The organism is Actinoplanes sp. NPDC051633, from assembly GCF_040681735.1.
Taxonomy (GTDB): Bacteria; Actinomycetota; Actinomycetes; order Mycobacteriales; family Micromonosporaceae; genus Actinoplanes.
Genome location: NZ_JBFAZH010000003.1, coordinates 13986 through 35033, shown reverse-complemented (window position 1 = coordinate 35033; position 21048 = coordinate 13986). Strand labels below are relative to the sequence as shown.

The following is a 21048-nucleotide window of genomic DNA, read 5'->3' as shown; positions in this document are numbered from 1 at the left end:
GGAACCAGTTCTTCAAACTCAGTACGGACGTGTCGATACCGACGTAGTCGACGTCGACGATCGCGTACTTCATCTTGACCTCGAGGTTGTCGGTCTGCACGTTCAGATCGGTCTTGGAGTTTTCGGTCTTGAACGACCCGCCGACTTTCCACAGCCCCCAGCCGGCGCCCCCTTCGATCGACGCCGAGTTGGTCGATTTGTCATATTGGGCGTCCGTGTGGAAGTCGGTGCTGGTGTAGTCGTACCAGCCGGTGTCGTCGTCGGGTTCGTACCACGACGACGGGCTCATGATCGTCCAGGGGATCGAGCCGATCCCGGGGAAGGTGAGCAGGCTGTTCTCCCAGCGGCGCTTCGCCCGCGAGATCAGGGCGATGGCCGGGTCAGTGCCCTGCGCGGCCAGCGTGTCGATTGCTCTCCTGATCTGCGATCGGGCGCCGAAACCCTCCCACTGATCGAAGGCACTGTTGACGTCATCCTGGAACGGCTTGCCGACCCGGGGGAAATCGGCGAGCTTGCGCGGATCAGTCAAGGCCGCGCTGTACTCGCGGTTGTACGCCTTGACCGCGGCCCGGTGTTTCTGTTCGTAGTCCAGGTACCGCTGGTACTTGGGCGTTGGATTGCCGTCGGCGTCCATCAGCATCGCACGAGCCTCGTCATAGGCGGCCCGCAGTTCCGGTTTGATGTCACCGGTAGGCGGTATGCCGTTGGCCCCCGTCATGATCGCCCACCAGGCGTCGGACATCCGGCCGGTGCCGCGCATCGCCTGATAGGTGCTGCTCATCCGCAGCTTGCGGTCGGTCAACAGGAACGTGTTGATGTAGCTGCGCTGCTGGTCGGTGACGTTCGCCAGTTGAGCGTCGGTGTCGATTTGCTGCTCGCTGGCGGTCTTCTTCGCGGTAGCCGGATCGGCCGGTGGCTGTTCCGGCACGGGCTTGTCCAGTTTGATCCCGACGGGGGAGTACGGGTTCCGGTAGTCGTCGGGCCGGATCGGCAGGCCGATCTCACGGAAGGACACGAAATAGCCGGTGGGCATCGCGTTGGTCTTCGGGTCGATACCGACGGCTTTGAAATGAAGGTCTCGCAGCAGCTTGAAGACGTCCGGCATGGTTGCTCCCTGTCGCATAGAGGTGACGGTTCAGATCGTGGCGCGGCCCCGGTCTGCCGGTGGGCGCGGTTCAGAGCAGGATGAAGTCTTTGCCGGGGTAGGCCCGGGTGCGGGCGCACACCTCGGTGCCTTCGCGGTGCCCGGCGTCGTTGGTGTTGCCCTCGATCGTGTCGAACGTGTCGCCGGCCACGGCGGTGATCACGCCGGTGTGTGTCCAGTCGCCCGGGATCCGGCGCACGAGGAAGATGCTTCCCGGCGTCACCGTGCCGGGTGCGGCTGTCTCGTCCAGCAACGTCCCGGCCCGGGTCGCCTGAGCGGCCAGGACGTCGCAGGACACCGATCCGGCGATCGGCTTGTCCACTTCCAGTGATTGCGCCGCCTGGTCCAGCAGGAAGGTCACGAACCCGGCGCACCAGGCGAACTGGCCGCCTTCCCGGCCGCTCATATAGAGCCGCACCCACGGTCCGCTGTTGGGTCCGCCGACCTCCCGGGGCTGGGCGCTCAGGTGGGCGTCGGCGTAGTCCAGTAACGCCTGGGCTATCGGAACCGACGCGTTCAAGCCCTGCCGAAGAACGTCGATCATCGGTGTGACCAGCGTGGTGAAGGTGGCTTCGTCGACCTGACCGCTGTCGATGAGCCCCGCGTCGTTCTGGAACGCCTGCACAGCCCGCTCGGTTGCCGGTCCGAAGTCGCCGTCGACGACGACGCCGTGGCCGTGTAAAGAGAGCCATTCCTGCGCCCGGCGCACATGGGGACCGGCTGATCCGGTGGCCAGGTCCTCGCCGTGCTGAACCTCGGCGAGGATCCACGGGGATAATTCGGACAGGTCTTGGTTGAAGACGTGCGCCATCTGCGCCTCCCGAGGCAGCGGTACATGAGCAGCGGGCGCCGGCCCGGCAATGCTGGCGCTGTTCGGTGATTCGGGAAACGGCGAAGCCGTGAGATCATGCGGTGGGCCGCCAGCGGACCGGCGGCCGTCGCCTCCGTGGGAGGCGGCCGGACGGAGCTGATGGTGCGGCACCCGTCAATGCCACTGGTATACCGCGAACGTTCGCGGGAAGGGAAGGCCTGTCCCGCCTTAGTCAGCAGATTGACAGCCGGCCAAGTGCCGGTGACACCAGTAGCAAGATTCGCGGCGAGGACCATGGTCGTACGCCGTGTGGAGGAAGGCGTCGAGCAAATAGGCCTCGACGTCGGTGGAGGCGGTGAAGCGCGTGGTATCGAGGAGTTCGACGGGATCGGCAGTCCGGTCGTCGCTGTAGACAGTTCGGGCCAGGCTGACCATCAGGGGCGTGGAAAGCGTCTCTCGGACCGCGCTCGCCCCGGGGGTTCGTATGGATTGCTGATCGACTCCAGGACTGAGTCCCACTTCGTCGTGGCCGGTCCGTAGTTGTTGGTCTTGCGGGTCGAGCGTGGCAGGTAAGCAACAAGGTCGTCGACAGTCGGCTACATAGGACGACAGCGGCCGCGGCGGTAAGGACGTCACCGGCATCGACTGCCGCGGCGTATTCTCCGGTCGACTGGTCAGAAGCAGCGGCATGTTGGTGGCGCTCAGGCTCTTGAGTGCCGCGGGATGGAAACCAGCGGCGATCTCGTCGAAGCCGTCGAGGACAGGCAGTGTCATTCCGGAATCGAGGAGGGTGGCCGGCGCCGGCAGGCCGGGGTACGTGAGAGTCAACTGGCGGACGATCCACTTGCCGACCGAAAGTCGGGTTTGATCCCAACCCCCCAGGTCGACGATGACCGGCACGGCTCCGTCGCTGTGACGCTGCTCCAACATGTCGAGCACGAAGCGAATGGCCAAAATGGTCTTGCCGGAGCCAGCGTCACCTAAGACAACAAGCCGTCCGGACGGAACGCGGCGATAGACATCGACAACCTGATTCAGCTGGCCTCCCAAGTCCAGGGGTTCTTGACCGGCGCTGGCCGCAGCGCGGCGGATGTTGGGCCAGTGGTCAACCAGATGCTCGTTCGCGTTGGCCCAGCGGACCGCAAGGGGGAACGGGTCACGGAAACGCCGCTGTCCCTCCTCGGCCGCCCACTGCGCGTGGACTGCTCGGGCCAGGCGGTCGGCAGCCTCGGCCAGACGTAGAACGGTCGCTGGCGTCATGGTGGTGTAGATGTATTGGTTGCGCCCTGGCACCCCACGTTCGTGGGTCGAGCCCGCGCGCTCGCGGTCATGCGCCAGGCATGGTCGGCTGCCCTAAACGGAGCCCGGCAGGCGGTCGTCCGCGCGTATCAGTGACTTGCGAGACGTTGCGCGCTTGAATTGGCGGCAGCTTTACGATGAGATCGAACTATGGACACTCAGATTCCGTACCCTACGTTGGTCGCCGCACTCAACGGAGCCGGCGGACTTCCGGGTGTCCCCCAAACCAGCTTCCGGATCTTCGACGAAGAAAAATTATTCGTAAACCCCGAGTTGCTGGTTCGGGATGGATTTGACGACCTAGCGTCTTCGGTCATCTTGGTTTCAGCTCGGGGGGCTGCGGGGAAGAGCAGGTCGGCTGAGGAACTCTCGCGTCAACTCGGCGCCCCGTTGTGGAAGCTAGAGGACGACAAAGCCGTAAGCGCAACGTCGCTTCTTTTCGCCCTTGGTCGTTATTTGAACGTCACCGATCCAATCCCCGTTCTCGCCGCCTTGAGCTCCCCGACGGTTCTGATCGACTCTCTAGATGAGGCGCGCGCTCGAGTCTCGGGTACGTCATGGACAGAATTCTTGGATTCATTGGCTGAAGTCTCACGTCAAGGGTGTAGGTTTGTTCTGTTTGGCCGTGAGCGTACCCTCGAAGAGGTATGGGTAAGTCTCGCCGATGACGTCGAGTCAATCGCTTGGCTCGAAATATCGCATTTCGGTAGGGAAGAGCGACTTCGGTACGTCGATGGAGTAGTTAGGCGCCGAACGAAGAACGCCTCGGTTCTTGATGGGACGTACTATCAGGCCGCGAGAGACGCGGTACTCAGATCCGTTGTGAGTTCCGTTCCGACTCAGGCCGCAGAGACCTTTGCAGGTTACGCGCCAGTGCTCGACGCTGTCGCAGCAGTGCTACTGCGCGAGGAGAATCACTTCGCGGTCTCGAACACTTTCGGAGTCCCGAACGGCGGAAACCGACACCTCTATGAACTAAAGCACATCCTCGATGATCTCCTAACTCGGGATCAAGGAAAAATGACACCGCTGGCCAAGCAACTCGGACTTGAGCCTTCGCTCGTGTACGGACCTGAAGAGCAGATTGATTGGCTTTGTCACGATCTCGAGGGTGGTCCGGAGCCGACGCTGTCTTATATTACCGAACCGAGTGTGAGGAATGACTATGTCGAGAATCTTCGGCCGTTCCTGAATGACCATCCATTTCGAAACGACTCAACGTGGGCTAGCGCCGTTTTTACTGCCTATGCGGCATCTAAACGCTTCGGCACCACCTTCAGTGGTCAGCGACTAATCGATGTCGGCAACGACTCGAGCCTCTTGTTTGATCTAGTGGTCCTAGACGTCGACGAGCCAGTAATCGATGAATGGCAGTTCGCAGCACTTCACGCCTCAATCACGGCGGGTGAGTTTAGCGGTGCGCTCGCGTCAGTCGCGGCGGCCGAGGTCGGAGGTGGTGAGTACCAGGCGGCTATTAGCCTGCTCCGCGCAGGAACTCCCGCACAAACCCACCTCACACTTATCTCGGAGGCGCCGGACGTATTGAGGCTCTTTGGCCCTCTTGAGGATCTAACGTTAACGAGTTTCGGCGAGGTGCGGATTCCGGGCCATGACACCCCCACGGTGCTGGGGCCTGACCTTTATCTGCATTGTAGGACGTTGGTAATCGAGGGCAGCTCTATCGAGTTTGCGCATCGCGCGACGCCAAGATCGGAAGCCGGCGGTTCCAACAATGCGGTGGTTATTGAAGTTGAGGGAGACATACATCTCCCGAGTGTCATTGCCCGGGAACCTTTCCAGGGAGACTTCGAGCTGAGAGTGTTAGAAACCGCTACCTTGCGGTATCCGTGGGTCAACTTTCGCCAGGCTTTGGAGCTTGCGGATACGGCTGATCCGGGTGACCGTGCGGTGCGCTTCCTGAAAATGCTCATGAACCTGACCCGCACGCACGGCCACGCTGGGGAGCGAGGGGCATTCATGATGAAATTGCAGGGCTGTCAGTCTCTAAAGGGAGACACCTTTAAGGCGGCAGTCGACGTACTTCAGCAGCGTGGGATCGTTCGTGTTAACGGAGAGATGATATACGTGCGCGAGGAATACGAACCCTATCGATTCAGCGGCAAGACTGTTCCTGGACAGAGACTCATTGAGGATGTATGGGATACCTGGGGGCCGATCGCTCGGGAAATTGCGCAACACATCAAGTGAAGGCTGAAGATGTACGATGTTATCGCTCCCTGGCGGGCGATTTGCATACACATAGTTATCGATCACCAGGTGCGAATCCCGATCGACTGAACTCGGACTCGGTCAGGTGCAGGTATCGGTAATCGTGCTCGAGTCGTCCGGGCTGTCTGACCGACGTGCTGGTAACGTTCACAGCGAGGCCGCTGATAACTGCAAGAGCCGCCGCGGCCGTGCCCAAACCCGGGATGTCTGCAGTTTGACCGGCGTACTCGGCCGCCACAGCGACCGTAACTAACACTCCTTTGCGCAACCACAAAGAAATACCAGATTCCCGGCCGTAGCGGACGATTTGCTCGCGAGCGTCAGCCAGTTGACGCTCGACGCGTGCGTACGCGTCTCGAGGGTGGCGGTTCTCGAGATTCGACAAGAGTTCGGTGAGCGCGTCCATCATGGTTTGGCGTGCTGGTTCATGGCGCTCCCGGAAGTGCCACAGATCCGTGAGGTCAACCCCCTCTCCTGGTACGGGGAGTAGCGGCCCGATGTCTATCTTCCACCCGTCCGCAACACGCCGGCCCGCGACCGGATCAACGTTCATGCGGAACGCGGCCTGGAGGTCGGTATGCGGGTGTAGGCCGCCGGGTCCCTCATTGCCGTGGATTGCGTTGTTCTCGGCTGCAATTCGGGCAGCGATGATGCTGATGACGAGATGCATCAGCCGTGGCGAGCCATAGAGGCGGAAAGGATTGTCAGGGTGTGGAGCCGCGTACCCTTCTTGGACCAAGAGGTCGGTTACGCTTGGACTTAGCTTTGCGGTGTAGAGCATCGCATCTGAGTCGAGGGCGGGTGGCCGGTCCGGAAGCCGGGCTTCGGTCACGCCGATTCCCTTGACTGCATGTTCTAGCTCCGGACCGATGACGGATGCGGTCAGTCTGTCCTCGAACTCTTCGTACGGTTCGACTGGCGAGTAAAATCCCCAGTCCACGACCGACCTCATCTGACGGCTCAGTCGGCGCTGCCAGTTGGGTGCGACCACGGTGCGTAGGCTATCCCAGTACAGTATCGCTCGCTGGATGACGCTCTCCGGAGCGGAGGCGAACGGGTAGTAAAGCATCGTTGGCATCTGAACAACTCCACTCAGGACGAAAGACCGTCAATGTATACCCAGCTATAGATAACAACAGCCGTTTCGTCGAGTACGAGGCACGTCCGATCTTTGTACTAGCGCGGCTTGTCTTTGGCGTCACCCTTGCCAGCTAGGCACGGTTGAGCGATTTGGGACTCATACGCGATCCGCCTCGGTGCCAGAAAGAAACCTGCTCATGAGCTGAGCGGCCCGCCGAAGGGGCGGATCGAGCGGCGCAGGGCCATGCTGCTCGGCGACCTCGCGGCCGACATCGCGCTGGCCGCCGGCTAGACGCTGTTCGACTGGTCGCCAACAAGTTGCAGTTGACCGGGGGCTCGATCGCTCGGCGGCGAGCAGCCCGGACCAATTGGTCGGCACGCGACCAAGATCTACGCGGCCGACATAAGCGGTGTTATCGATCCATGAAGAATACCGGCGAGGCCGGCGCCGCGGCGGTGCCGGCGAGGCGGCCCCAGGGTGTGCGGACCTTGCGGCGGTTGCCGCAGCGTTCCATCGAGCGCCAGCTTCGACTGCCCGATCGAGAGGTGTCCACGAACACCAGCTCGCAGTGATCGCCGGAGCACTCGTGGAGCCGGTCGCGCTTGGCCGGGGTGCCGATCACCTCCAGGGCCTCGGAGGCGAGTGCACCGACCGAATGCTGACCGGTCATCTGTAATTGCAGAGTCAGCGTCACCGGGTCCGCATACGGCTCGGGCGCATGCTCCGCAAGCCCGTTGCGGCAAGCCGTCGTGAAGCTGATCCGCTAATTACGCAGCGTCCGTGCGGGTGGCTGCGAGTTCTGGGAAGCGTTCCTCCCAGCGGCGTCGGAGTTGCCGCGGCAGCCAAAGGGTGGGCCAGAGCCGAACGAGCAAGTCGCCGGAAAGCCAGGCGCGCAGATCTTCGACGGTGGCGGCCTCGTTCAGCACCACCCTATACATGCTGGCCAGGCACCCCGGTCGGCTCAGGTCGTATACGGCGTCGCCTGACCAGTCGAGGTGGCTTGGCAATGTCACCACGCCTCGCGTCGGTCCGCTCAGCGTGGTCAGCGTATCGGCAACGACATACGGCTTTCGTTCGCTGTACGAGAGATAGCCCGGCGGCGGCCGAGATTCAGGCTCGTGCCACCGAACTTCAGTGCCATCCGGGAACTCACCCACGCCTTCAGCGTACTGGCTATCCCCACACCCCTTTGTACACACAGTCTAAGCGTGCCGGCATGGAGACTGGCTCCTCCGGAGCCAGCGGAAGCTGCGACGGAGCGTTCATGGATAGATATCTCGTCATTGAACTTCGAAAGTCAAGCTTTCCGTCCATAGTTCGTTCTGAAGACGTCAGCCACCGCCGCTGCCGCCTCGTGGTGCACGTCCTTGACGACGCTTTGGTAGGTGTCGCGGGTGAGGGTGGTGGTGGAGTGGCCGAGTTGTTCGGAGACGACTTTGATGTCGACGCCGGCGGCGAGGGCGACGGTCGCGGCGACGTGCCGTAGGTCGTGCAGCCGAACTGGGGGTAGTCCGGCCCGGGCCACCAGGCGCCGGAAGGCTTGTGACACGGTGCCGGGGTTCCACGGTTTACCGTTGCGGCGGACGAAGAACAAGCCGGTGTCGGGCCAGGTGCTGCCGGCCTTGAGTTGCCAGGCAATGCGGCGTGCCCGGTAGGCCTTGAGCACGGCGACGGTGTCTGCGTCGAGGATGAGATCACGGTTGCCGGACTCGCTCTTGGGTGGCTTCTGCCGAAGCCGGCCGCCGTAGCGGGCGAGCTGGTTCACGATTGATACCTCATGCTGACCGAGGCGGACTTCGGCGTCGAGCAGCCCACACGCCTCACCGCGGCGCGGACCGCGGTACGTCATGAAGTGCAGCATCGGATGCAAGTCCGGGGAGTGTTCAGCGGCGAAGTCGAGGAACTCGCGTGCCAGCGCCGGCGGCCACACCATCACCGGCGACGGAACATGCCCCGTCGTCTTCCAGCGGGCGATGCGCTCGGGCTCCCACACCACCGGTCTCGGTCTGGGATTGGCGGTCTTGATCAGGCTGGCCGGGTTCGCCGTGCCGGTGATGATCTCGCGGGCGAGCGCGTCGTTGAACGCCTTGCGTAGGGTGCCGCGGGCCCGAGCGACGGTAGCCGGCCCGGTGACCTTCAAACCGCGGACGCTCGCCCGGACCGCCGGATCATTGCTGGCCTGCGCCTCACAGATGGTGGTGTTGCGGGCCTCGATCCGGTCAAAGAGGTCTTCGATGTGGTGCGGGCGGAGCCGGTCGAGGACGATGTCGCCCAGGTGCGGGATGAGATGGGTGCGGACCTGCGACTCGTATGATCGCAGCGTCGACTCATCAACCTTGATCTTGGCTAGCCAGGCGGTGAGCCATTCCGCGACGGTAGGCACGCCGAGCAGTGGGCTGCCGGTCCGGAGCCGATGACGCAGTTCGTCGAGGTCGGGCATGGGCAGCCTATTGCTGACTTGCCGCTGCAGCAGGTCACCCACCTGCGTGCGGTGGATGCGGTCGCGACCGGCGAGCGTGAGCGCTTCCCGAACGTGCTCGACCTCGCGGCGGCACGCCTCGTGATCGGTGAAGCCGGCGCGGCGTAGCTGCCGTCGACGACCTTCCGCGGTGGGCGGCAGCTCCAGCCGATACGCCCACGATCCATGACTGGAGCTCCACGCCCGGTTGCCGCGTCGCAACAGTGGACAGGTCATCCCGACGAGTCGGCGGGTCCGCGGATCGCGGCAGGTGCAGTGTTTGTAGATCGATCGGTCAGCCACCGGACAGCACCCCAGGCACCACACGCGATCGGCTCGGGACGGACATGCCCACGATTGAGCCGTGGACGCCCCGCCAAGGTCAAGGCGTTCCGGCCATGCCATTGCAGAATGGCGAAGACGCCGAAAGCTTCGGTCGCTCGGCACGGCCGGCTCAGAGCCCGGAGGCCTCGGGCCGACATGGCGGAGGTGTGACGATGGTGGCCCAGGCGCGATTCGAACGCGCGACACCCGCTTTAGGAGAGCGGTGCTCTATCCCCTGAGCTACTAGGCCGTGCTCGAAGGGTACCAGCGCCGACTACCAGGCCAACCGGCCACCGACACACGTCCCGTCCTCCACGACGAGCCGGAGAAAGCAGACACTCGGGAGGTCACAGTGCGCTTCATCCTCAACGGTGTGACGCACGAACTCGACGCGCCAACCGTGGCCGAACGGGCCCGTGGAGTCACGCCAGAGCCTGTCCAAGCACACGGCGTCCGCATCGAGAACGTGACCTTCCCCGTCAAGCAGGCGTTCGAGCTGGCACTGCGCCTCGACCGTGCTCACTTCACCAGCCACACCGCCATCCGCCACCTCCGAGCCCTCGGCTTCGACATCACCGGCCGGACCGCACCATCACCTAGAACGATCGACACCCGACCGCCGGCGCCGTCATCAGGAAACCCAGATCAAAGCTGGCCCTGGGAGGGCGCCGTACAAACAGCGTTCGCGCAGGTGCTGCACCAACACGACTGGCTGGTGACGGCCATGGCCGACACAGCGACAAAGGCGCCCGGCGTCGACGTCCTAGCCCCGCGGGAACGGCCGGCACCTCGGCGCCGAGGTGAAGGGTTGGCCGTCAGCCGGCTACGCGGACCCTCGCCGAGCCACAGAGACCAAGCGGACCAACCGAGCACCCAAGCCGGCCATTGGTTCAGTCAGGCCCTGTTCAAAGCCATCATGCTGCTCGACAGCCACCCCGGCCACGAATCGCTGATGGTCCTGCCCGACTACCCCCGCTACCGGGACCTCACCCAACGGACCAGAACCGGCAGGAATGCCGCGGCAATCCACGTAGTCCTACTCAGCACCAACGCCACCTACTCCTGTGACACATGGAAGCCGTGAACCAGTCTCATGAACTTGACATACGACGGTGCCTAGCCGCGCGTAATGCCGCTTATGGTGCTGTGCTAATTCATCATGCCGGCCGTCGAGCTGAACAGCGCAGCTGGCAGCGGCTCCCCGCTCATCACAGCGGGCTGGTGTCGGGAAGACTTTGGGGGTCGGAACAGGCGACGTGGTGTTCGAACTCGCGACCGAAGCCACGGACTGTCTCGCTAACTCCTCCCAAATTCGCCGGTCGGCAACTAGTGGTTCGCAGGGGGCACGCTGAGGGACGCCTATGAGAAGAGGCGACCGATACCGTCGCCGATTATGCGGGCTGCGTCGTCAGCCATGAACGCAGAAATGGGACCGTCCGCTACCTCGACGAGCTGGTACCGAATCGCGCGTAGCGCTGAAGCCATCGCTTCCTGGTCGGCAGGATCGAACGCGGCGGCTGTCTCGGCAAGCTGAACCTGCCGAAGTAGTTCAGCCTCGCCGCTTGCATCGAGCCCGAGCATGCCATTCGCGTCATAGAGCGCTCGGCACAGGCTCAGTACATCATCAGGGCTACCGGCGATCTGGCCGCCAGTCATCGGGCCGGCCGATCCGCACGACGCGTTGCCGCGACAAGTCTATGGACAGTCACGTTGCCTGCCTCCTCCAAGTTGCACCCTGTGTACGCAGGCACAGGGTCAAGATCTTCCAGAGCTGAAGGTCGGAAAGAACCCCGCAGCGTCAAAGTCAATCGGTCCGGACACTACAAAAAGTTGAGTCCCATCTTCAGGGCCTGGCCTCCACCACGACCGCATTGGGGTTGCTGCTGTTTCTGGCCTGCCATTTGATCAGCTTGCCGTTCAGCGGCATGGTGCTCATTGGTGTCACAAGATGGAAGCCGATGGTGATCCGGTCGTCGGGGATGACGTCTGAAAGTTTGCCGGTGGGGGCTTCCTTCTTCTCGACCGACGGGTAGACGACCAATGAGCCGGTTGCTGGGCGGTGCAGTCGGTCTGCTTCGCCATCCTCCACAGTGCTTCTCAGTCCCGCAATCCGGTTGGCAGCGTTTCGGTGGCGAACCTCGCTTACGACGCGGATGGATCCCTGTGTTTGCGTCCATGCACGCTGGAAGATCGTGAATGGCCCGTGGCCGAGGATCTTCTGTGTGGTGTTAGTTCCGGAGCTTTGGTGAGGGAAGATGACGACCCAGCGGTTCAGCTGATCGGGACGGAGGCCCTGAAGCCAGGCGAGTTCGGGTTTGAACGTGTCGGGGCTGCTCCAGCTGAGGCTTTCCAGCACCTTGAGCATCGACTGATGGTCTACCTCTGCGACGTTGGCTTCGTAGAAGGTGCTCGCTGCTCGGATGATGGATTTCCCGTCGACTCTGACGGCTCGGACGGTCCTGAAGTTGACGGCCTTGTCGGCGGCCGCGGCCAGGATCGGCTCCCAAGCCCGGTTGTTGCTCAGAATGTCTCTGCGCTGCGCGGCGGTGCCGGGATACGGGTAGGCCACGGGCTCCATGGGTTCGCCCGGTGAACTCCGCTCGACGAGGCGGGCGTTCCACATCTTGTTCCGGCTGGTCGGCCGAAGGTCGGGACGGTGTTGCGCGATGAGCGGCGGGATCTGTCTGGGAGTGATCTGGGAGACGCCGTCGACCGGTTTGGCATAGCGGCGCAGCTCGGCACGTAGGTACTCCTCGTCCTTGCTGGCTGCGGCGAACAGCCCATGAAGTTCGGAGGTGGTGTAGAGCCGTACGAGGTCGCGGTACTTGGGCCTGAATCCGAACCATCGACCCATCTGCATGAGGGTGTCGGTCTGGGCCGTGGCTCGGCGGTAGTAGGTCACCGTGAGCCCTTCGACAGTAAAGCCGCGGGCGAGTTTGTTGCCGCCGACGAGGATGCGCCAGACCGGGCGTCGATCGAAGTCGAGGCTTTCCTGCGCGCCCTCGAGCTCTTTGTCGCTGTTGACCACGATGACGGGACTGGAGTCACGTCCGGGCGGGCTGATCCGGTTGATGGCTTCGCCGATGTCCTGGGCGAGGTCTTCGAAGTTCGTGGGCGTGGGTAGCTCGGAGGCGATCGCCTGGCTGACGGGCAGGACGTCTGAGTGGTAGAGCCGGCGGAGCCGGGCCAGTCCGTCGGTCCCCCGGTAGTCGGCCTGGGTCCACATGCGGTTGATGGTGGCGGCGGCTTCGCGGTGCGATTCGCGGCCCATCGCCTCGTGCACGAGCATCGTGTGGTGCCGGTACCTGGCCCGGCCGAGTCGTTCGCGATGGAGCTTGACAGCACCGGTCAGCACGTACATGTCGAGGGCGTCCTGTAGCTCTTCGTCCTGTGGCTCGTCTTTGAGCATGCGGACGTGACAGCGCTCCTGGGATTCGGCGTAGTTGCGCTGGTCCAGCGGGATGTCGAAGTCGAAGTCGTGGAAGTCCTCTGCGCCCATATAGCCGAGCGGACGGTCGAGGGCGACGAGGAAGTCTTTCGGGAAGATGTCCTCGTTGTCGTCGGGGTCGACGAACACGTTCGCGTACGGCGTTGCCGTGTAACCGACGTACTGGGCTCGCGGCATCATGGTGAGCAGCTGGCCGATGAGCTGGTTGATGGCAGTACGTTTCGTGCGGTCGGTTTCCCACTTCATGGGGCTCACCGTGTTGATTGACGCCTGGTCCGACTCGTCGTCGATGATCAGTACCGGCACTTCGCCGAGGCGTTCGATGATGCGACCCAGGTCGGCGACGAGATTCTCCAGGACGGTCTTGTTCTTCTTGGCGACGACCAGGCGCGCGTCGGTGGTGAACAGGTTCGCCGGGTGGAAGAGCCGCCGGCTGGGCTGCCGCCGGTGGTACTCGAGCGCGGAGAAGCCCTGCCGGAGGCTTCGGTAGTCCCCGGAGTGGGTGCTGAGTCGGCGGATATCGGGGTAGCCCGCGTCGGATGGCCGGCCTCCGTGTCGCACGAATTTCTGCACGATCCAGTCGGGGTCGTCTGCGTACTCATGTACGCGGGTGTCATGGGCCGAGATCTCGAGAGCGATGTTTTCGTGGCCTAGCAGTTCCATGTCGAGCCGGCGCTGCGTTTGTGCGCGCAACATGTTGGTGGTGCCGGTGAGCACCACGACCAAGCGGTACCCGGCGTCAATGGCCTTGGCGATGACGCCGGTGAAGTTGGCTGTCTTTCCGCTCTGCACATACCCGACGACGAGACCTTTCGCCTGGTAAGCCATGGCTCTGGTGGGGTCGGACAGTCGGCGGACGACTTCTTCGGTGGCGATGTCGACATCGGCGACAGCATCCGGATGCCAGCCCTTGCCGACGAGGTACTTCTCATAGTGGTCCCAGTAGAAGCTGCGGCTGTGGCGATTCTCCTCTGTCCGCCATTCCTCCCAGTCGTCGGCGATGACGGTGGGGCCAGCTGTGCCAGCGTAGGGAAAACGGTCCTCGAACAGCTCCCGGGATTCCTGGTCGAGCTGAAGGGCGGTCAGGATGGCCTCGCGACGTTCGGCGGTGTTGTGAGCGGTTCCGGCGGCCCAGGATTCGTCGGTATCGGCGCGGTCCCAGCCTGCGAGTGCATGGTGGAAATGAAGGCGAAGCGGATCTTCAGGGCCGGCGGCACCGAGATGGGACAGCAGCGCGCGGCCGTCGGCGAAGCTCTCGTCGCCGATGACAACCGCCAGCGTATGAAGACCTTTCGGTCCGGTCCGCTTCATGGCGTCGAGGACGGCGCTGTAGGCGGTGGTGAGGCTGTCGCTCATGGCAGCTCCTGTTTTCCGGCGGCGACCGCTGCGCGCAGGGCCTCGGGTGCCTGGTCGAAGGGTCGGCTGCTGAGGTCGAGCCGGTATCGGATGTCTTTGACGACGCCGAGGTCGATTCCGGCTGCCGACAACAGCGCCGGGGTGAGGCGAGGGAAGCCGGCCGTGACGGCGAACAACGATGGTTCGGTGCGCAGCCGCCACCTTTGCATGGGAGCGTCGGCGTAGCGGTGGCGCCAGCCCGCCGCGTGTGCGCATTCGTCGAAGTCGTCCCGCAGCGCCGGCGTAGGTAGGAGGGCCCGGACTCGCTGGATGAGCTCGGCCAAGGTTGTTCCCCCTGCTCCTGCAGTCGTGACTTGCAGGGAGAGCAGCCATAACGGCTGGTCACCGGTCTGCTGCAGCTGTGTCAGGGAGGAGATGTGGTGGATTCTGCTCTCCGAAGTCGTGGTCTTGACCTCAACGTCGAGCTGGCGGAGACCGAAGTCGTGTTCCTCGCCGCCACTGCGCCAGCAGCGCAGCGCTACCTCCGGCCGTTCGGTGGTCGCCAGGCCGATCAGCAGCACCAGTTCTCCGAGCAGGCCGGTTTCCACCTCCCGCGTGAGCTTCTCTTCCGCCCGGATGAGGTGGCCCAGCCGGCGCAGCGTCTCTCGCAGTGCTTCGCTGAGGGACATGCCATCGAGTTGCGCACGGTCGGCTACTCCGCAGAGCACGGGGTAGGCGTCGGCGAACAGCGCAGGGTTGTCGACGGCGATTTCGACCATCCGCTCGCCCCCAAGGTGGACGATCTGAATGCTCAGGTGTTCAAGCCCAGTAGCTGCAGGTGCATCTTTGGCACGCAGCGGTCCGCGTAGACCTATGCGTCCGTTGTCGGGGTCGATGAACAGGATGAGGCGGGGCGTCCCGTCGAGTGGATGGTCTACCGGCACGCCGAGGTTCAGGAAGGATGCGAAGCTGTCGCCGCTGAGGTGTCTTTCGTTCGCAGTCATGCGCGTCCCGGGTAGGTGGACAGTTCGGCTCGCGCGGCGGCGGTCAGTATTCCCTGCCAGAGGACGATGTTGTCCTTGTCGCGGGCGCCAAGGTGCATTCCGCTGAATACGTTCTCGGTGAGCAGGAACAGCAGCGCCTTGACCAGGGGCGCGTCGTTGAGACCGCCGCGCCGTCCGCCGAGGATGGCTTCGCGGTAACGCCGGTTGAGCCGCAGGGTCGTGTGCGCTCGGTCGATCTCGAAGAACTCGTCGTTGTCGATCTTTCCCCAGACGATGTTCAGGGCGTCCGAGTTGATCTGCGGGAGCTCGTCGGTGATCTCGCGTGCGACCTTCGGGTTGATCCCTTTGCCGGGGGGCAGGACGGCGCGTCGTTGCGCGGTTGCGCGCTGGGTGCTCACGGTCCAGGTTTCCTCGGCAGCGCGCAGGTAGTCGCCCATGGTGGAGCCGTCCGCAGCGCGTGCCGCTGTGACAGCGCGGGCGAAGTCGGCGCCGACAGTGACCCGCGACTTCTCCGGGTTCATCGTGAACAGTCCGGCGACGTCGCCGTCGATGTCGATGCTGGCCCGGGCGAGTTGGAGCTTCTTGTCCGGGGCGTGGATGCCTTCCCAACCGCCGGCGTGCAGGAGCCGGTCGCGGCGGTAGAAGTACAGGCCTTGGCGGTTCTCGGCACCGCCCGGCAGGCGGTACTGCTCGGTACTGGACTTGCGGGGCCAGATGTGACAGGTGATGTCGAGGCGGCCCAAATTAGTTTGAGCGATGAGCACGCGGGGCCAGCCCGGAGCGGGCGTCGTATAGCCGAACGGATCGATTGGGGCAATTTCCGTGGGAATCCCGATGCCTGCCTGCACGTCCTCGACGTCGATCATGATTCGTGTACGGCCGGCGGCAAGTATCCGGTGGAACATGAGACCGAGGTGTCCGCGGACCGCGTCGATTGTGCGGTCCAGGAAGATTTTCACCTGTTGGGTGTCGTCGGTCACCGGGAAGCCGGAGACCTGGTCCCAGCGGATCACGGTGCCGGAACGGGATGTGTCGACCCGCCAGGGCCGGGACAGTTCGGCTACGGCGAACGCGGTATCGACGATGTCGCAGTTGAAGCCGGTCCGGTTCTCGTCGTGCAACCAGCGCCGCCCGGCCGCCTCGTGGCCGGCGGCCCGGGTCAGTACGGTCAGGCTGGCGGCCTGGCTGAAGGAAGCTGCCTTGAGCCCGACGCCGAAGCGGCCGAGATCGGTCGGGTCATACTCACGCTGGCCGCCGAGCGTCATGGCGGTGTCGATCGTGTCCGGAGTCATGCCGTGGCCGTCATCGACGACATACAGGCCGACCAGGTGCGCTCTGTCGCGGATGAACCTGATGAGGATGTTCCGTGCGTGGGCGTCGATGGAGTTGTCTACAAGGTCAGCCAGCGCAGTATCGAGCTGATGGTTTCGCCCGAGCGAGTCGAGCGCACGGGGGTCGGGTGGTAGTTCGACTGTGCCCTGGGTGGGGACGTCGGGTGTCCACACGGTCATCGTTGCGTCCTTGAGCGGGGGTCGACGGGACTGTTTGACATGCGGGTGGGCCGGAACCCGCGGCCGCGGGCGACGTCCATCAGCAGGTTTGCCTGCCGGAGTTGCCGGCCGGCCGGTGTGTTGCCTTGCGACAGCGCGTGCGCCACGTCCCGGACGGTGGAACGCTGCCTGCTGTCCAGCGCGCCGGTGTCGGCGCCCCAGGCTGCCAGGTCCTCCCAGTCGCCGACCTCGGTGCGGTGCAGGGCGTCGACGTCGGCTTCGTAGGTGTCGACTGCCGTCAGTTCCGTCTCCAGCATTGGAGGGGTCGTCCAGTCGATGTCGCGGATCGCATCCCAGCACTGATCCTTCTTGGCCCACTCCCCGACGTTGCCGCCCCCCGGCGGCGACGTAATCACCTTCTGGACGAGCGGGGCCAGTTCGGCGACCGCTTCGGCCAGCGCCGGTGAGAGGGCCTGCGTCTTGAAGATCTGTTCCAGGTCGAGCCGTCCGCCGGTCACGTGAACGAGTTTCGCAACGGTGTACGCCACGATGTTGGCCTTGTACCCGCCGAACCTGAGGCTGGCGACGATCTTGTCGGTGCGGCGGAACAGGATTGCCTTGGCGACCAGATGACGACAGTAGTCCTTGTCGACGGTGATCGACTCCTGCTCGAGCAGCTCTGAGAACAGTGTGAAGTTCTTCTCAGCGCCCAGGCTCACCTGGTGCGGCTTCATGCGCCACGACATCTCAAACTTGGCCAGATCTGATTTCGTGAACTTCTGGTCCGCCGGGTTGATCGCCTTGAAGACCTTCTGCTTCGCCCTGGTGACTTCGGCCGCGACGGCGTTGGCGTACTGCCCCCGGGCCCGTTCGTAGAACCATCGGGTGTCGCTGTCGTGGACCGGCCCGGGCGGGGCCCACAGGGAACGCATGATGCGCTCGACGTCGACGTGGAACCCGGCGTTGGCCTTGAGGTCGGACGCCGTAACCTTGTTCTGGGTATTGGAGTACGCGGAGATCTGGGGGACGATCTCGTCGAGCCGGTCCGGCGATACGACGGTGAGTTTCATCTGCACCAGTACGGAGCCGATGGGGTTGTTTCGGCGCGCGTGGTGGATCGACGCTGTGGTCTGCCCGCCGTTGACGATCTGCAGGTCGTGGATCCTGCGGATGACCCGCTGGCCTGACGCATCGGAGTCAAGGTCCACGGCGGATGCGGTGGCCGCGATGCCATTGTTGTAGGCCAGGAAGCGTTCGGGATGATTGACGAGCGTTGTCTGGATTCCGGCGTTGACCGCGCCGCGTAGCTGCAAGAACGACCGGACGTTCAGCTCGAGCAGGCGTGCGCCGTGCCGCGAATACAGTTCCGCCAGATCCTCGCCCGGGACGATGGCCAGCAGGACCGAGTAGTCGTCGGTCGTGGTGGGTGTTCCCAGGCAGGGCAGTCCTCGGGGGAAATCGGCCACGATCGGTTCGGCGCGGCTGCCGGAAGTGTTCCAGTTCGCTAGCCTGCGCAGGTCCCAGACGTCGAGGCTGATCTCCCGGTCCTCGTACTGCAACGGAGGCAGGGGTTCCCGGAGCACGCTGCGGGCGTTGGTGATGAACAGGAAGCGGACCCGTTCGACCCGCTGGTAGCTGTCCACGACCCGTTCGATCATGCCGGTCAGCTCAGAGGACGGCCCTTTCCGCGCCAGGGCACCCGATAGGCTGCGGGTCAGGAAGTTCGCGAGCCGGCGGAACGCAGCTTCGACCTCCGACCGATTGACCTTATGGGCGTCGTCGGCTCGCGGGCTGTAGTGGGTGATGAACAGATCGAGGTAGGTGTCGTCCGACGAGACACCGTAGCCGCTGATCTCCACGCCGTGATCCTTAAAGCGGACCACAGTCGCGTCCTCGGTGAGACCGTCCGCGACCAGCTGTTCCAGGACGAGGGTGGCGAATGCATCCTGGGAACCGGCATCGTTGATCTCTGTTGAGGTCCGCACTTCCTCGATCAGCGTGTAAGCGTAGAAGTCCAGCTGCGACTCACGCATCGGCTGCCCTCCTGAGCGCCGCGCTCCAAGGTGCCGTCCAGCGCGTGGTCAGGGGGTTGGTGCTGAACGTGAACATGATCCTCTCCGGAGCGACGTCGGGACACCCGGTGCTGAGCACCGATCAGCCTGACCGGTGACGTTCAGCATACGGAGAGGGACTGACATGGAGGCAGCTCACGTAGTCAGCGCGAGCCCTCGAAGCGTAAGTCACCTTTTCGGCTGGATGAGTCCTTCGTTCGGTTCGCCCGGATCCGGCCCAGGGGGCCCCCGAAAGGGCTTGTGCGCTGACGCCAATATCATGGTCGGCGACGGCTTACGCTGTTCAGGGCCTCGATATCCGCGCGTCCACCGTCGCGGAGGGACACGGCGTCCGTTACCGTACAGAGCTTGGGCTGTCCGGGGTTGCCCCGTAGCTTATGTCCCGTGAGTACCGTCGACGAATCTGCCATACCCGAGCCCGATTCGAAGGCAGGACGCACCAGCCACTACGGCGTCAAGCTTGTCCGTGGTCCGTTCGTCCAGCTCCCGAAACACCCGGACGCCTGCGACGATCCGAAACAGCTCCTCAAGTACGCGAAGGCAGCTCGCAAACGCGGCGAGCGGCTCGCGGCGGACCTGTTCAGCGGCGCCGGCGGTCTGAGCCTCGGCCTGGAGGAGGCGGGCTACCGGGTCGTCCTTGCGGTCGATCACTACCGGGAAGCCGTCGAGACCCACCGCCACCATCACGCCGGGCTGAGCGTCGATTGGGACCTCGGTGACCCGGACCGGGTCCGGCAGGTGGCAGACCTGGTCAAGCAGACCGGCGTCGAGCTCCTTGCCGGCGGGCCCCCCTGCCAGCCCTTCTCCAAGGCTGGCCGATCGAAGATCAGGCACCGGGTCCGGCACGGCCTACGCGACGCCTACGACGTGCGCCGCGACCTCTGGCAGTCCTTCCTCGAGGTGATCAGACTCGCCCGCCCGCCCGCGGTGATCATGGAAAACGTTCCCGACATGGCACTGGATAAGGAGATGTTCATCCTCCGAACCATGGTCCACGAGCTGGAATCGCTCGGCTACGCCGTCGAGGAGCGAGCGGTCGAAACGGCGCGCTACGGCGTACCCCAGTTCCGGCAACGGCTCATCCTGGTCGCACTGCAGGACGGCACAGCCTTCACGTGGCCCGCCGAGTCTCCCCTGCGGCCGAACGTCGGCAACGCGATCAGCGATCTTCCGGAGGTCGAAGGTGGATGGCGACCCGTGGGAGGTGCAGACGGCTGGATGGAGTACGACGCACCCAACAGTGAGTTCCAGAAGATCATGCGTCGTGGCGTTGCTCCGGAGGACGCGCACAAAGTTTTCGATCACATCACCAGGCCGGTGCGTGAGGACGACCTCGAAGCCTTCCAGTTGATGGATGCCAATACCCGGTATTCGGACCTGCCCGAGGAGATGAAGCGCTACCGCGACGACATCTTCGACGACAAGTACAAGCGGCTCGACATGGGTGCGCTGTCCAGGACCATCACGGCGCACATCGCCAAGGACGGCTACTGGTACATCCACCCCGAGCAGCACCGCACCATCACCGTGCGCGAGGCAGCCCGCCTGCAGACCTTCCCCGACCACTTCCGGTTCGCCGGACCGCCCTCCGCAGCGTTCCGGCAGATCGGCAACGCCGTCCCGCCCTTCCTGGGCGAGCACCTCGGACGAGCCGTACGAGCATCGCTGGAGGCCGCAGAGCCGGCACATGTCCGCACGCAGGACGTCGCCGACAGCCTTTCCGGGTGGTTCCGCGCCGCCGCAGTGAACGGCCTCCCATGGCTCCAGGCGGAAACCCGCTGGCAGGTGATCCAGGCCGAACTGCTTCTCGACCGAGCACCGGTGGAGACCATCCGGCACGTCTGGCGGACGATCAGAGGCTGGCGTGAACCCCAGGAGTCACTCGTCCGCGAAGACAATCTGAGATTTATCGGCCGCATCACCGGCCGCGAGGCGCGCGCCGACACCGTCATCGCACTCGCCCGCGTGCTCGCCGACGACCCCCGGTTACTCCAAGACGACGACGCCCTGCGGAACGTGCAGGGGCTCAACGAATCACTGGCCGACCTCGCCATCCTCGTGGCTCCGTCGGACAAGGGCGACGAATCAGAGGAGCCGGTGCTGGTCACGAAAGGCGTCCTGCGGGTCGCCGCGCGGTTCAGCGGCCGGCCGGTGGATCTCAAGAACCGGCTCACGGACGGTCGCCTCGAGATCGCCCGCATGATCGGCATGGACGCCAGCTCGCGCGACGCCCACCTCGGCCTGATCGAACTGGCCAACACACTGTGCGGGAAGGAACCGCGCTGCGAGGAGTGCCCGCTGGTCAAGAAATGCGTCAAAGGAGAAAGCCGGCCGGCGCCCCTCTACTGACGGA

Annotated in this window: 16 protein-coding genes and 1 tRNA gene; 4 read left to right on the top strand and 13 right to left on the bottom strand. The window is 64.1% G+C overall.

Annotated features, from left to right (window positions below; translation table 11 throughout):
• The 3 genes from AB0M20_RS00525 to AB0M20_RS00515 all read right to left on the bottom strand — a co-directional run.
• On the bottom strand, positions 1 to 1105 hold a 1105-nt coding region (locus tag AB0M20_RS00525; protein WP_364291365.1), incomplete at its 3' end, for a hypothetical protein.
• A gap of 70 nt (positions 1106 to 1175) precedes the next feature.
• Positions 1176 to 1955, bottom strand: coding sequence for a peptidoglycan-binding domain-containing protein (locus tag AB0M20_RS00520; RefSeq protein WP_364291362.1), 780 nt, complete (start codon positions 1953 to 1955; stop codon positions 1176 to 1178).
• Positions 1956 to 2183: 228 nt separating this feature from the next.
• Complete coding sequence (locus AB0M20_RS00515) at positions 2184 to 3215, bottom strand: NACHT domain-containing protein (protein WP_364291359.1); 1032 nt, start codon at positions 3213 to 3215, stop codon at positions 2184 to 2186.
• A 189-nt stretch (positions 3216 to 3404) separates the two neighbouring features.
• On the opposite strand from AB0M20_RS00515, the gene AB0M20_RS00510 reads away from it, so the two are divergent.
• Complete coding sequence (locus tag AB0M20_RS00510) at positions 3405 to 5462, top strand: hypothetical protein (RefSeq protein WP_364291356.1); 2058 nt, start codon at positions 3405 to 3407, stop codon at positions 5460 to 5462.
• A gap of 55 nt (positions 5463 to 5517) precedes the next feature.
• Here the strand turns inward: AB0M20_RS00510 and AB0M20_RS00505 are convergent, their stop codons facing one another.
• From AB0M20_RS00505 to AB0M20_RS00490, 4 genes are all read right to left on the bottom strand, one after another.
• On the bottom strand, positions 5518 to 6474 hold the full coding sequence (locus AB0M20_RS00505; RefSeq protein ID WP_364291353.1) for a hypothetical protein: 957 nt from the start codon (positions 6472 to 6474) through the stop codon (positions 5518 to 5520).
• Between the two features lie 502 nt (positions 6475 to 6976).
• A complete protein-coding gene (locus tag AB0M20_RS00500; protein ID WP_364291350.1) occupies positions 6977 to 7258 on the bottom strand; it encodes a CGNR zinc finger domain-containing protein in 282 nt (93 codons plus the stop codon).
• 73 nt (positions 7259 to 7331) lie between these two features.
• Positions 7332 to 7721 carry a hypothetical protein gene (locus AB0M20_RS00495; RefSeq protein WP_364291347.1) on the bottom strand — a complete coding sequence of 130 codons (390 nt, stop codon included), beginning with the start codon at positions 7719 to 7721 and terminating at the stop codon, positions 7332 to 7334.
• A gap of 140 nt (positions 7722 to 7861) precedes the next feature.
• Entirely contained in the window at positions 7862 to 9046 is a 1185-nt protein-coding gene (locus AB0M20_RS00490; protein WP_364291344.1) for a tyrosine-type recombinase/integrase, read from the bottom strand.
• On the opposite strand from AB0M20_RS00490, the gene AB0M20_RS00485 reads away from it, so the two are divergent.
• Entirely contained in the window at positions 9023 to 9151 is a 129-nt protein-coding gene (locus AB0M20_RS00485; RefSeq protein WP_364291342.1) for a hypothetical protein, read from the top strand. The genes AB0M20_RS00490 and AB0M20_RS00485 overlap by 24 nt on opposite strands.
• Before the next feature lie 369 nt (positions 9152 to 9520).
• Here AB0M20_RS00485 and AB0M20_RS00480 read toward each other — a convergent pair.
• Positions 9521 to 9596: transfer RNA gene (locus tag AB0M20_RS00480), tRNA-Arg, on the bottom strand.
• Between the two features lie 102 nt (positions 9597 to 9698).
• Here AB0M20_RS00480 and AB0M20_RS00475 point away from each other — a divergent pair.
• Positions 9699 to 10430, top strand: a complete 732-nt coding sequence (locus AB0M20_RS00475; protein ID WP_364291339.1) for a hypothetical protein — start codon at positions 9699 to 9701, stop codon at positions 10428 to 10430.
• A gap of 275 nt (positions 10431 to 10705) precedes the next feature.
• On the opposite strand, the gene AB0M20_RS00470 is transcribed toward AB0M20_RS00475, so the two are convergent.
• The 5 genes from AB0M20_RS00470 to AB0M20_RS00450 form a co-directional block, all read right to left on the bottom strand.
• Entirely contained in the window at positions 10706 to 11002 is a 297-nt protein-coding gene (locus tag AB0M20_RS00470; protein WP_364291336.1) for a hypothetical protein, read from the bottom strand.
• 187 nt (positions 11003 to 11189) lie between these two features.
• Positions 11190 to 14150, bottom strand: a complete 2961-nt coding sequence (locus tag AB0M20_RS00465; RefSeq protein ID WP_364291333.1) for a Z1 domain-containing protein — start codon at positions 14148 to 14150, stop codon at positions 11190 to 11192.
• Complete coding sequence (locus tag AB0M20_RS00460; protein ID WP_364291330.1) at positions 14147 to 15133, bottom strand: PD-(D/E)XK motif protein; 987 nt, start codon at positions 15131 to 15133, stop codon at positions 14147 to 14149. The genes AB0M20_RS00465 and AB0M20_RS00460 overlap by 4 nt, the downstream gene beginning before the upstream one ends.
• Complete coding sequence (locus AB0M20_RS00455) at positions 15130 to 16644, bottom strand: ATP-binding protein (protein WP_364291327.1); 1515 nt, start codon at positions 16642 to 16644, stop codon at positions 15130 to 15132. The genes AB0M20_RS00460 and AB0M20_RS00455 overlap by 4 nt, the downstream gene beginning before the upstream one ends.
• The gene (locus AB0M20_RS00450; protein WP_364291324.1) at positions 16641 to 18656 is read right to left on the bottom strand and encodes an AIPR family protein; all 2016 of its coding nucleotides are present in this window, start codon (positions 18654 to 18656) and stop codon (positions 16641 to 16643) included. Before AB0M20_RS00450 ends, AB0M20_RS00455 begins: the two co-directional genes overlap by 4 nt.
• A gap of 423 nt (positions 18657 to 19079) precedes the next feature.
• Between AB0M20_RS00450 and dcm the strand changes: the two genes are divergently transcribed.
• Positions 19080 to 21044, top strand: a complete 1965-nt coding sequence (gene dcm / locus AB0M20_RS00445; RefSeq protein ID WP_364291321.1) for a DNA (cytosine-5-)-methyltransferase — start codon at positions 19080 to 19082, stop codon at positions 21042 to 21044.
• Positions 21045 to 21048: the final 4 nt, after the last annotated feature.

Excerpts from the sequence above, each read along its gene's own strand:
- AB0M20_RS00515 (WP_364291359.1), bottom strand. The coding sequence starts at position 3,215 with ATGACGCCAGCGACCGTTCTACGTCTGGCCGAGGCTGCCGACCGCCTG.
- AB0M20_RS00470 (WP_364291336.1), bottom strand. The coding sequence starts at position 11,002 with ATGACTGGCGGCCAGATCGCCGGTAGCCCTGATGATGTACTGAGCCTG.
- AB0M20_RS00450 (WP_364291324.1), bottom strand. The coding sequence starts at position 18,656 with ATGCGTGAGTCGCAGCTGGACTTCTACGCTTACACGCTGATCGAGGAA.
- AB0M20_RS00460 (WP_364291330.1), bottom strand. The coding sequence starts at position 15,133 with ATGACTGCGAACGAAAGACACCTCAGCGGCGACAGCTTCGCATCCTTC.
- AB0M20_RS00455 (WP_364291327.1), bottom strand. The coding sequence starts at position 16,644 with ATGACCGTGTGGACACCCGACGTCCCCACCCAGGGCACAGTCGAACTA.
- AB0M20_RS00520 (WP_364291362.1), bottom strand. The coding sequence starts at position 1,955 with ATGGCGCACGTCTTCAACCAAGACCTGTCCGAATTATCCCCGTGGATC.
- AB0M20_RS00510 (WP_364291356.1), top strand. The coding sequence starts at position 3,405 with ATGGACACTCAGATTCCGTACCCTACGTTGGTCGCCGCACTCAACGGA.
- AB0M20_RS00465 (WP_364291333.1), bottom strand. The coding sequence starts at position 14,150 with ATGAGCGACAGCCTCACCACCGCCTACAGCGCCGTCCTCGACGCCATG.